General features: G+C 40.2%; 14 protein-coding genes. 10 read left to right on the top strand and 4 right to left on the bottom strand.

The genetic code is table 11. The annotated features are described in order from the left end of the window. Positions 1–11 precede the first annotated feature (11 nt). Positions 12–1,196: a cytochrome-c peroxidase gene (locus VK159_RS14165; RefSeq protein WP_324230807.1), complete on the top strand. Its 1,185-nt coding sequence runs from the start codon at positions 12–14 to the stop codon at positions 1,194–1,196. A 182-nt stretch (positions 1,197–1,378) separates the two neighbouring features. On the opposite strand, the gene VK159_RS14170 is transcribed toward VK159_RS14165, so the two are convergent. The 3 genes from VK159_RS14170 to VK159_RS14180 all read right to left on the bottom strand — a co-directional run bounded on the left by VK159_RS14170 (position 1,379) and on the right by VK159_RS14180 (position 4,011). Next, positions 1,379–3,034 (bottom strand): serine hydrolase, encoded by a 1,656-nt coding sequence (locus VK159_RS14170; RefSeq protein WP_324230808.1) that lies wholly within the window; start codon positions 3,032–3,034, stop codon positions 1,379–1,381. Positions 3,035–3,181: 147 nt separating this feature from the next. After that, positions 3,182–3,490, bottom strand: coding sequence for an RNA recognition motif domain-containing protein (locus tag VK159_RS14175; protein ID WP_182806505.1), 309 nt, complete (start codon positions 3,488–3,490; stop codon positions 3,182–3,184). Between the two features lie 272 nt (positions 3,491–3,762). Next, positions 3,763–4,011, bottom strand: a complete 249-nt coding sequence (locus VK159_RS14180; protein WP_324230809.1) for a hypothetical protein — start codon at positions 4,009–4,011, stop codon at positions 3,763–3,765. Positions 4,012–4,441: 430 nt separating this feature from the next. Here VK159_RS14180 and VK159_RS14185 point away from each other — a divergent pair, with 430 nt between their 5' ends. The 9 genes from VK159_RS14185 to VK159_RS14225 all read left to right on the top strand — a co-directional run bounded on the left by VK159_RS14185 (position 4,442) and on the right by VK159_RS14225 (position 11,058). Beyond that, a complete protein-coding gene (locus VK159_RS14185) occupies positions 4,442–5,200 on the top strand; it encodes a hypothetical protein (protein ID WP_324230810.1) in 759 nt (252 codons plus the stop codon). 54 nt (positions 5,201–5,254) lie between these two features. Beyond that, entirely contained in the window at positions 5,255–6,682 is a 1,428-nt protein-coding gene (locus tag VK159_RS14190) for a family 43 glycosylhydrolase (RefSeq protein WP_324230811.1), read from the top strand. Between the two features lie 251 nt (positions 6,683–6,933). Further along, complete coding sequence (gene arr, locus VK159_RS14195) at positions 6,934–7,374, top strand: NAD(+)--rifampin ADP-ribosyltransferase (protein WP_324230812.1); 441 nt, start codon at positions 6,934–6,936, stop codon at positions 7,372–7,374. Between the two features lie 110 nt (positions 7,375–7,484). Further along, on the top strand, positions 7,485–8,453 hold the full coding sequence (locus VK159_RS14200) for an MBL fold metallo-hydrolase (protein ID WP_324230813.1): 969 nt from the start codon (positions 7,485–7,487) through the stop codon (positions 8,451–8,453). Positions 8,454–8,475: 22 nt separating this feature from the next. Further along, the gene (locus VK159_RS14205; RefSeq protein ID WP_324230814.1) at positions 8,476–8,712 is read left to right on the top strand and encodes a hypothetical protein; all 237 of its coding nucleotides are present in this window, start codon (positions 8,476–8,478) and stop codon (positions 8,710–8,712) included. 262 nt (positions 8,713–8,974) lie between these two features. Next, positions 8,975–9,559, top strand: a complete 585-nt coding sequence (locus tag VK159_RS14210; RefSeq protein ID WP_324230815.1) for a hypothetical protein — start codon at positions 8,975–8,977, stop codon at positions 9,557–9,559. Positions 9,560–9,570: 11 nt separating this feature from the next. Further along, positions 9,571–9,969 (top strand): hypothetical protein, encoded by a 399-nt coding sequence (locus VK159_RS14215; protein ID WP_324230816.1) that lies wholly within the window; start codon positions 9,571–9,573, stop codon positions 9,967–9,969. Between the two features lie 107 nt (positions 9,970–10,076). Further along, a complete protein-coding gene (locus VK159_RS14220) occupies positions 10,077–10,484 on the top strand; it encodes a VOC family protein (RefSeq protein WP_324230817.1) in 408 nt (135 codons plus the stop codon). 61 nt (positions 10,485–10,545) lie between these two features. Further along, complete coding sequence (locus VK159_RS14225; protein WP_324230818.1) at positions 10,546–11,058, top strand: RDD family protein; 513 nt, start codon at positions 10,546–10,548, stop codon at positions 11,056–11,058. 17 nt (positions 11,059–11,075) lie between these two features. Here the strand turns inward: VK159_RS14225 and VK159_RS14230 are convergent, their stop codons facing one another. Continuing rightward, positions 11,076–12,083, bottom strand: a complete 1,008-nt coding sequence (locus tag VK159_RS14230) for a GlxA family transcriptional regulator (RefSeq protein WP_324230819.1) — start codon at positions 12,081–12,083, stop codon at positions 11,076–11,078. Positions 12,084–12,176: the final 93 nt, after the last annotated feature.

The following is a 12,176-nucleotide window of genomic DNA, read 5'->3' on the forward strand; positions in this document are numbered from 1 at the left end:
AAAACCAAACCATGTATCTGAAAGCAAAAGTAATTTCCCTGCTTGTTGTTTCTATTTTCATTTTTACAGAATGTTCAAAAAAAGAAACGATTGCCGCTGTTACTTACGAAGCAATTAAAGCCGCATTTGGTAACAGGATCGATCCTTCTAATCTTGCCAATTATGCAAATCAAACCAAGCCTGCCTATATTACAAAAGATAATGCAGGCGCTAATGCCATCAGCAACAGCAAGGCTACAGTTGGTCGGGTATTGTTTTACGATAATAATCTCAGCATCGATAATTCTATCAATTGCGGCAGTTGCCATAAACAGAGTTTTGCGTTCAGCGATACAGCACTTGCAAGCAGGGGAGTTGCAGGTGGTTTAACCGGCCGGCATTCCATGCGTTTGATCAATTCAAGATTTGCGGTGGAAACAAAATTCTTTTGGGATGAGCGTGCGCTTACACTGGAGGCACAAACTACACAGCCAATAAAGGATCATGCAGAAATGGGTTTCAGCGGGCAAAACGGAAGACCAGCTTTCAGTAATCTCCTCAGTAAGCTGCAGGCTATCGGTTATTACAAAGAACTCTTTACAATTGCCTACGGAACCGAAACAATCACCGAAGCGAGGATACAGGAATGCCTGTCACAATTTATTCGCAGTATTCAGTCGTTCGACAGTAAATATGATGCAGGCCGTGCATTGGTGAATAACGACAATCAACCGTTTCCCAATTTTACTGCCCAGGAAAATGACGGGAAAGCATTGTTTCTTACTCCGCCTGTGTTTGATGCAACAGGTAACCGCATTACCGGTGGATTAGGTTGCCAGGGCTGCCATGCAGCACCGGAATTTGATATTGCACCCAACAGTGGTAACAATGGAATAATTGGTGTGTTGAATGGCAACGGGATCGATATCAACAATACACGTGCTCCATCTTTACGTGATCTGGTAAACAGAAATGGTGAGCCCAACGGCCCAATGATGCATACCGGCGGAATTACCACATTGCAGGCTGTGATTGGTCATTACGGAACAATTAATCTGGCGCCGGGTAATAATCGTCTCGATCCGAAATTACGCCCCAATGGATTCGGACAGCAACTGCATCTTACCGCAGCGGAAGTAAATGCAACGATGGCGTTCTTGCGAACACTCACCGGAACAAATGTATATACAGATGCCAAATGGAGCAACCCGTTCTAATCAGTGTTTACTTTTCCCGCATGGCTACAATTCCGGCTCTGCGTCGCTGCAGCCCGGTTTCTAAACTCTGTTGATTAAGACACAAACAATTTGTTGTTACTCGAATGTTTGAAGCAGCTATAAGCATAAAAAAACGGGCAAAAGATTTTCTTTTGCCCGTCTCATTTGTATAGATCTGCTGTTTATTCTTTCTTCGCCGGCATCTCTCTTCCTCCCTGGTATAATACCAACGATTCAGTTTTTCCTTCCGCATTTTGCTTGAACTCGATCTTAGCATCAACACCCTTTGTCTGGAACATTGTTTTGCTGATGGCTTGCAGTTCAAATCTCTGCTGTCCTGTTGCCTGTGCAAACAACTGGCTGCCTTCATGCGTAACCGTGAGTATAAAACCAGGTGCCAATGTATAATTGCCCACATAACCTGCCAGCACTGATGCATCAACTGTTATGAACGTAACAGCTGAAGGTAAGGGCTTGCTGCTTTTCTTCCAGGTACTTTCTTCGGTGTTACTTTTAAAGATCAATGATTCTACTGCGCCGCTTTTGTCACGTGTAAATTCAATGATTGAAACAGAATTCTCGAAAAAGAATTTATCCTTCGCAAATTTCTCGATCACGAACTGTGTGCCACCGCCACGTTTCGAACTGAGCTTCCCGTTTGCATAACGGATAACACGTTCTTCACCTTCTTCATTTACATAAACAGCTTCGTATGCTTTTGCATCTGTTTCTGAAACGGGGATCGCATTAAAATTGAGCGGCTTACCAATTGCAAGTGCAGCCATTTTATAAGTAATATTATCCGGCGACTTACAATCGCAATTACTAAAAACGGCCACAAACACATCTTCAGCAGGTAGGTAAATAGCATCAGTTAAAAAACCGGGAATACCACCACCATGTTCAATGGCTTTGCTGCCCTGCACAAGGTTTATGGATAAGCCATAACCATATCTTGTTGATTTCCCGTTAGGCAAAATGTATGGAGTGGTGGCTTTATCGAGCCATTCTTTCTTGATGAGTTTATAGCTGTGCAATGCTTTGTTCCATTTCCAGAGATCTTCAACTGTTGATAGGAGTGAGCCGGCTGCATACGGCAGCGTCATACTGATGTAGTCAGAATTTTGAAAAGCATCTTTTTCCTTTTCATAACCTTTGGATCTGTTTTTAATGATCTTCGATTCGCTGCCGTAATATGAATTACTCATACCTGCAGGTGCAAATAAATTTTGCTGCACATACTCTTCATAGGTTTTGCCGCTCAGCTTTTCAATAATATAACCCAGTATAATATAACCGGTGTTATTGTAATTCCATTTTGTACCCGGTTTAAACTCAAGTGTATCTTTTGATGTAAGATGTATGATCTCCATCGGCTTCATATCCGTGCGCATCTTTGCAGGGAAATCAGATTTATTCGTGTAGCTGACAATGCCACTTGTGTGATTCAGTAATTGTTCAACCGTAATGGTTTCTTTAAACGGTAATTCAGGAATGTATTTTTTTATATCATCCTGTAACGAAAGTTTTCCCTGCTCAGCAAGTTGCAGAATGGCAACTGCAGTAAACTGTTTGGTAATTGAACCAATGCGGAAGATCATATCTGTTTGCAAAGGCACATTCAATTCCACGTCGGCCATACCAATGGCTTTTTTGTAGATCACCTGGCCTTTGCGCACCACAATGGCTGTGGCACCCGGTTCACCGGCTTTAAATTCTTTGTTGAGAATACTGTCGAACGAAGAAGCAAGAAACTGATCTGTTTTGGCAGATGTTTGTGCAGTGGCTGAAATGCCCGCTGTAAAAAGCAGTAAACTGAAGATGAGAAACTGGCGCATATGTTTTGGTTTTAATAAACTGATATTAAAAGGTAAAACATGTTTTCGTTTTTTGCTACACCCTCCCAACGAATTATTCAGAAACATACCAAAAACAACAAAGCCTCACAATTGTGAGGCTTTGTTTAATAAGGCAATATATTAAAATTAATATCTGTTCTTATTGTAGCTGTTGCCATTGTTGTAACCACCACCGCTGCGAGCAGGACGATCTTCTTTAGGCTTAGCTTCCACTACTTTAATAGCACGACCTTCAACAGTTGCGCCATCGAGTTCAGCGATTGCTTTCTTAGAAGCAGCATCATCACTCATTTCAACGAAACCGAAACCACGTGAGCGGCCGCTTTCTCTGTCGTTAATGATTTTTGCTGAAGTTACTTCTCCGTAAGGAGTGAAAAATTCTCTTAAGTCTTCATCTTGTACGTTGAAGCTCAAGTTTGAAACATAAATGTTCATGTTCTTGAAAAATTAAAATTGAAAATGCTTGAGGCACAAGAAGTAAAAAACTAACTAAGATGCAGATTACTAAGCAGACTAATTAACTATACTGATGCGAGACTCAAATTAACGATGCAAATATAGGGGTTCTTTTCATAGCAACCAGTAAATCTTTCAACAGCATGCATATTTTGGACTGCATGCAGTAACACAACTGCATCAAAAACATGCTTCAATAAAAAACTAACTGCCGCAGGCTAAGCGTTTTACAACCTAACCTGCAGCATTTGTTAATTTAATAAATGCTGGAGTGAAATTTCTTTTAAATAAGGTTCCAGCGGGGCAGTGCCATCAAACACACGGTATTCGGTAACCGACCTGTTTGCAAGACTGCACCATGTTTCTACATAATAACCACCGAGATGAAATAGAAATACGAGGCTGGTTTCCTCTGTACGTTTTGCAACAAGAACGCCCCGGTGCAAAACCGTGTGCTGCTTTTCCACTTCGCCTAACAAGATAAATTCAGAAAGCTTCATCGTACAATTGTTTAAAAGTGTGAACTGATAAATACAATACTGACGCTAACGATGCTAAACTGATAACCTGACTAAACTAACATGTAATACTGATGCTGAAACTGAGCACTCACCGGCAACATTGGAACAAAATCTGTGAGGCAGTTGCTTGCCGGTATATTTAGAGACTTGGTGAAGATACAGTTTTTTGAAAAACAAAATGTAAAAAACAAGGTACAAAGCACAAGGGACAAGGAACAAGAAGGAAAATCCAAAAACCCAAGGAACAAGGCACAAGGGCTAAGAACAAAACCCAATAAACAAAATCCCAAAACAAGATTGTATATTATAATTCGGCGGTCGTTGTTGTACATAAAGTTAGCGGTCGTTTTGTAGGTTTGTTTGATATCCTCAAATTCAGAAACAACAATCAATTCATAAGAAATCTGCTATGAACAAAAAACACAAATCCTCATTGGCGGCTATTGCTTTTGTCGTTTTAACAGTATTACAGCTGGCTCCCATAAACGTTTTTGCTCAGGCTCCGGGTCAGCCACCAAGACCATCATTACCTCCCATACCCATAAAAGGCGATACTACTCACACTCTTACCAAGCATTTTGTCGTCGCCTCGGCCGCCAAAAAAGCACCCAATGCCAAAGGATTCATTCAACGTTGGTGGGTGCTTGAACCTGTGAAGAAAGACATTGTCCGGAATAATATATTCACCGACAATTATCTCAGAACAACTTTTTCAACTGATAATTTTTCCAACGACTACAATGCAGTTCCTAAAAATGGCGAAATGGTAAAAGTTGGAAGCCAGGAACTGAAATGGCATGCGTTGGAAAGCAAAGCCTTCAACTTTAATTTATATCATTTTACTTATGCCCTAAACAAGCCCACATACGGCATACTTGTATGGCTTGTTACCGTTATCGATAGCCCGGAAGAAATGAAAAATGTAAGGATGACAGCAGGATGTAATTCCGGAAGCATGTGGTGGTTGAATGGCCAGGAAGCGCTTATGCTTTCCGGCGACAGGGATATGATTGTTGATAATGTTACTTCTTCCCGTTTAACACTTAAAAAAGGAAAGAACATTATACGTGGTGCAGTGATAAACGGCCCGGGTATGGCTAACTTTTGTGTTCGCTTTTTGGATGAAAAAGGAGCGCCGATAAAAAACTTCGCAATCAGTTACCAATAATATTTGAAGTCAGTTCAAGCTATCAATTATTCTGAAATCATTATCATGAAACGAATGAAAATAATTATAACTGCATTATTAGCAGTATTCACACAAACAGCATCTGCACAGGTAGGAAAACCATTTATCCATGATCCATCAACCATTGTTGAATGCGAAGGAAAGTATTACACATTTGGCACCGGCGGTGGCGGATTAATATCAACAGACGGCTGGACATGGTATGGCGGTGCTGTACGTCCAGGAGGTGGCGCAGCTCCCGATGCTATAAAAATTGGAGACCGTTATCTTGTAATATATGGAGCAACAGGTGGCTCTAGCAATCATAAAGGCGCCATTCTTACCATGTGGAATAAAACACTGGACCCAACATCACCCGACTTTAAATATTCAGAACCCATTGTGGTTGCTACTTCCGATGGTTATGAAGAAAATGATGCCATCGATCCGGGGGTTATGTTAGACCCTACCACCGGACGACTTTGGTTGACATACGGTACTTATTTTGGGTACACCCGTCTTATTGAATTGGATCCTAAAACCGGCAAACTCAAAGAAGGAAATAAACCTGTGGATGTAGCCATTGTATGTGAAGCTTCCACTTTAGTATATCGTGACGGTTGGTATTACCTGCTTGCCACGCATGGCAGTTGTTGCGATGGTGCCAACTCAACCTATAATGTAGTGGTAGGCCGATCAAAACAAATAACAGGTCCTTACCTCGATAACGTGGGAAGAAGTATGCTGGAAGGTGGTGGCAAAATGGTTGTTGCTACCCGTGGAGGATTAATAGGCCCGGGTCATTTCGGTCACATGATTCTTGAAAAAGGAGTTGAAAAAATGTCATTGCATTATGAAGCTGATCTGGAGCAGGGCGGCCGGAGTGTGTTAGGAATACTTCCGGTGATTTGGAAAGACGGATGGCCTGTTGCAGGTGAGAAGTTTAAAGAAGGTACTTATGAAATTGAATCAGTAAGGAGAGGATATGCGTTAGAGCTGGCAGTTGATTTTACAAGAATGCCGGGTGGACCTCGGGGATTTGGCCAGCCCAACAACGAACCAATAAAACCCGTTGCGCCACAAGTACTGGCCGATGTAATGAAGAACTGGCCCACAGGAAATATTAATCTGCGAATAGGTGATTATATGTCCCGTCCTCATCAGAAATGGACCATTACAGATGCTCCTGATACAACAGGGTATTTAGGCGGACCTTATTATAAAATTGTATTGGCAGGGACTGACCGAACATTAGCAGCAACTACTGATGCAGAAGTAATAACAGTGCCTGCATTTACCGGCGCCCCGGAACAGTTATGGCGTATCGATCAGTTGACTGATGGCAGTTACAGAATAATGCCTAAGATCGTTCCTAATTCAGGAAAGAAGTTAGCGCTGGTATCTTCGGGAGACAGTACACCAACACTTGCAGAATTTGATTTTACCAGTGATAATTCTAAATGGAACTTTAAGGTTCACTAAAAACAACGTTCAGAAACCAAAACCCAAAATCCAAATAACAAGGTTCTAGAAAGAAGAAATGCCAATATCCGGGTAGAAAGAAAATACAAATTTCAAAAGATCATAACTTAGAATTCTTTTCGAAGCAACGCTACATAGAGCGGAAGTTTTACAACATCAACAATAGCGAATTTTACCTTATTTGGCTACCTTGCTAAAAAGCAAGAATTAAACCATGCCAACAAGCCAATTGTTCAATAAAAACAATCATCTTGGAAAACAACAATACCAATAACCAAAAAGTGGCTGCAAACGCTTTTGCACAAACCTTTTTTCACGGAACAAAAGCTGATCTCCATGCCGGCGACTTTATTGAAACCGGTGTCAATTCCAACTACGGGCAAAAGAAAGAAGCAAAATATATTTACTGCACAGCTACACTTGATGCAGCAGTGTGGGGTGCAGAGCTTGCAGAAGGTGATGCACCTGAACGGATCTATCTGGTAGAACCAACAGGCTCAATAGAAGATGATCCTAATTTAACGGATAAGAAATTTCCCGGTAACCCAACGATGTCTTACCGCTCGAAACATCCGTTTAAGGTTGTTGGTGAAGTTATTCGTTGGCAAGGGCATGCGCCTGAGCAGGTAAAAGCAATGAAAGATCATTTGGAAAAATTGAAACAACAAGGTATTGAAGCAATAGAGGATTAACCGAAATTGCAATGGATGAAAAATAATCCTGTTGAAGAACGACAACCATCCAGGCTTATTTTAAAAATGGAACAATTCAGACTATATTCCTTTTCGAAAAAAAAGTCATCATGAAAAAATTACTGCTGATTCCTTTTGTTGTTTGCACATGTCAATTAATAGCACAGGTTAAACCCGGAACAACAACTGTCAAAAAATTAAAGATCACCATACTCAGTACCATGCTTGCGCAGAAGGGTGTAGGCGAGTGGGGGTTTGCCGCATTAATAGAAGCAGACTCTGTAAAAATTTTGTTTGATGCAGGTGGCAGAGAAAAAACTGTGCTTGAGAACAGTAAAGATCTGAAAATTGATCTCTCTGATGTTCCTGAACTTATCTTGAGTCATGGCCATGGCGATCATACTGCCGGTTGGATTCCTTTGCGCACGGCTATGAAAGCAAGTAATCCAAAGGCATTGTCAGTTACGCATGCCTGCAAAGGATTGTTTGATACACGCATTTCGTCAAGTGGACAGGAGTTCAGCAGTCGTAAAACTGACTCGCTGCAGTACATACAGACCGGAGGTGTTGTACAGATGTATGAACGTTTTACAGAAATCCATCCCGGTATTTTTCTTACCGGGCAGGTGCCACGGAAATACCCCGAAAAAAATTATGGTTTGGGCGGAAACGTAATACGAAAGAAAGATGAGTTGGGTAATATTGTTGAAGATATTGTTCCGGAAGACATGTCGCTGGTAATACGCACAGAAAAAGGCCTGGTATTAATTTCAGGGTGCGGACATTCAGGTATGATCAATACAATAACACATATTCAAGATTATTTGCAGCAACCATTACTGGCTGCAATAGGTGGCTTTCATTTGCTGGAAAACAATGATGAGCAAATAAAATGGACAGCAAATGAATTGAAGAAAACCTGCATGCGTTATTTTATGGGTGCACATTGCACAGGTATTGAGCCGGTATATCAAATACGTGAATGGAATAATCTGAAACGTGGCGAATGTATTGTTGGCTCTGTTGGTGCTGTATTTGAGCTTGACAAAGGTTTTATTGCAGGAGCATTAACGAAGTAAAATTTATTAGAAAACGATAGAGATGATGAAAATCGAAACCAGTCATTTCAAACGCCTTATCGGAATTAGGAAAACCGAAGGAATGATTCTTACAAAGAAGAATAGATCTGCATTGATCGGTACCGCCAGTTATGAATTTATTCTTGATGTAACCTGCATGTTGCATAAGGTTGACGTAATAATGGGAAATGACAAAAGTGAAACCATTAAAATAATATCCTTGGATAATTCAGCTGAACAGAAAAATGTAGTACTATAAATCAAAAGACTATAGCGGCATCGTGAATGGTTCATTGATCAATAGCGATTTATAAATAGAGGCGGATAAATTGAAATTTGAAGCTGTAATCAATAACGATAATTCGGCATTAGCTCTCAAGTGGTATGTGTAAACCGATGAGAATGTGAGGACTGTGTTTATTGAATTGAATCTCACCAAATGAAGATAGACTGAATTGCCTGTACTAGTCTAATGAGATAATAAACCTTTCCCTACATTTGTGGGTATAACCTTTAACAATATGCCTAAGCTCTTAACTTTTGTCTCATTTGTTTTTCTTTTGCTTGCATGCAGAAAAACATATACTTCTTCGTTCGAAAAATCCTTTCCGGGCTTTTATAAAGTAACAAAGATCACATCCTCTGTTCCTGTTGACTTAAATAACGATCGAATTAAAACGGCAAATATATACGCCGAAATATCTGATCCGCATAAAACACATAATGGTGAGCTGGTTTCATTTCATGATTTCCAACAACAAAACAATTACCTGGAAGTGCGCCCCCTTCCTGATCAGTTAAATGCCAGCAAGCTGATTTCCTTTAATTTCCCTCACCAGATTATCGATTATTTTAGCAATAACACTCCATATTTAGTTGAGTACAACAATGAGTTTCTTATTTACACTTATAAATTTAACAACGATAGGACCGTAGAGATTGCAAGTTCGAATCCGGATTATACCAACCAACTTGGCGTAATTAATAGTCTCATTGTAAAGGCAAATGGCGTTTTGGTGGTACAATTAAAGAAACAAATTTTTGATTTTTTTGACCATAGCTGGAAACAAATAGACCTTACTGCGGAATATTCTAAAATGCCTTAGTATACTCTTAAATGATTAAAGTCATCAGGCAATTAACGAAAAATCCAAAGACTCTTTTTCTTGTAGATGGAATAGGAGCTTTTATTACAGCATTTCTTTTGTTTGCAATTTTGCGAACATTCAATGAATACGTTGGATTACCTGAAGGAGTCCTGACATTGCTTTCTGGTATTGCAGCATGCTTCTGCGTTTATTCACTCGGTTGCTTTTTCCTTGTAAAAGCAAACTGGCAACAGTTTCTAAAAGCAATTATTATTGCTAACCTGCTTTATTGTTGTGTAACGCTCGGTCTGGTAGTTTATAATTATTCAAGTGTTACAATGTTGGGTATCACATACTTTTTAGTGGAGATCATTGTTGTGTGTGTGCTTGTTTCCATTGAACTGAAAGTGGTACGAAGCAGGAACTGACTTTAATGCCATCGTCATTTTTCCTGTCAGCTTTATTTAATAATTTCAACAAAGTTTCTGAAGGAATTTGGTAACAGTCTTTAATGTAACCATTCAAAAGAACTTACATGAACAAAACAGAAATTGCCGGTATTGCTCCGTTCTTTATTGTAAGGAATGTTCCTGCTGCACTGAAATTTTACCGGGACATTCTTGGTTTCGACATTACTTTTCAAGGCCCGGGTGATGATGATATTTTCTTTGGTATTGTGCAGCGGGGAGGTGCAATGATCATGATGAAGGATGTGGGCGTTGATCCTGTTCCTAACTACACAAGAGATATCAAACAAGGAATTGCCCGCTGGGATGCTTACCTGCATGTGCCCGATCCGGATGCGCTTGCGGCCGAATTTTTGTTACGCAATGTTGAGTTCTTTCAACCACTAAGCAATAACGATGATGGTTTACGTGGATTTGAAGTAAAAGATGCGGATGGATATTTGTTATATTTTGGACGGCCACAGGAAAGTTCGTGAACGAAATGTTACGTGCAATGATCGAGCTAAGTTTATCAGTTAGCTTTTCTTACTTTCGGGTATGAGCGATGTAAAGTATCATACCGGTTTCAGGCGTTTGGGAGCATCAATTATTGATGGCATTATTTTTACGCCACTGCTGATGCTGGATCTCTGGATATTGAACCAAACAGATAATGTGTGGATCATTTTTGCATGGACGGCCTTTAATGCGTCTCTGTATTACATGTACAGCATTTACTTTCATTATAAATTCGGAAGAACAATTGGTAAATGGGTATTGCGTATAAAGGTGCTCGACGTGAGTGAAGCAAAATTGCTTACACTCAAACAATCCTTCCTGCGGGATTCGTTGTATTTGGTTATTCAGCTCATTGGCTTGCTGTATTTCCTCATCTTGGTTGCAAAGACAGGTGATCTTGACATCATCATTATGGATTACCGCAATTTTATCGACTACAGTTTTCTTTGCTGGATGGCATTGGAGTTGCTCACCATGTTAACCAACGAAAAAAGAAGAGCCATTCACGATTGGCTGGCGGGATCGGTGGTGATTGTTGCAAAAAGTTCATAATTGAAACATGGTTTCCATTAAACCATTGCTTCTTTGTTATACCTGTTCCTGTATTCCAATGGCGAAATGCCTGTGATCTTTCGAAACACTTCACGAAATGCTTTTACATCGTTATAACCAACTTCATACATTACTTCATTAATTGTTTTGCGGCTTGTTTCAAATGCTTTCTTTGCCGATTCAATTTTTACCCGTTGCGAATATTCAACAGGTGTGTTGCCGGTTGCTTTAATAAATCTTCTGTCGAAGTTTCTGCGGCCAACAGAAAAGATAGATGATAACTGTTCAACCGATATTTTCTCGTGCAGGTTGTTTTCAATATAAGCCTGTGCTTCTTTCACCATTTCATCGCCATGCGATTTCTGTCCGGTAAAAATGGTAAATGCCGATTGGCTTTGCCTGTCCATTTCAATTTGAAATATTTTAGAACAGAAAATGGCCGTTTGCCTGTCGTAATATTTTTCTACGAGGTAAAGCAACAGGTTGAGGAATGAATAAGCACCGCCATTGGTATAAATGCCATATTCATCGGTAATCAGTTGATCGGGTTGAAGATTTACATTGGGGAACAATGTTCTGAATGTATCTGCAGCCGACCAATGTGTGGAGCAGTTTTTCCCATCGAGTAAACCTGCTGAAGCAAGCATAAATGTACCTGTGCACATACTTGCAATTTCAGCGCCTGCGTTGTATTGTTGTTCGATCCATTCGATCAACAGTTTGTTTCCTTTAATGGCAGTTTCATACTCACGAACCAAGGACGGAATAATGATAAGGTTGGTTTTGCTGATGGCAGAAATATTTACATGAGTTGACACTGTAAGTAATCCATTATCAAATTCTGCTTTCTTTGAAACACCTGCTAATTCTATTTTGTATAATTCTTTTGTTCCGTTTTTCTTTCCTGCTGCAGTTTGCGACCAATAGCCGTTGGCCCTGGTAAACATTTCATATGAACCAACAATGCAGGCAACACTGCTTAAATTGGTTTGTCCATCGGGAACAAGTATGGTGATATGTTTCATGGAAATACTTTTATCAAAGATAGAAAGATAGCCTGTCCAAATCAACCCGCTAAAAAGTCCATTTGCCACCCCGGCCAACTTAACCTGTGATAA

The sequence above is a fragment of the Lacibacter sp. genome, from assembly GCF_035299325.1.
Lineage (GTDB): Bacteria > Bacteroidota > Bacteroidia > Chitinophagales > Chitinophagaceae > Lacibacter.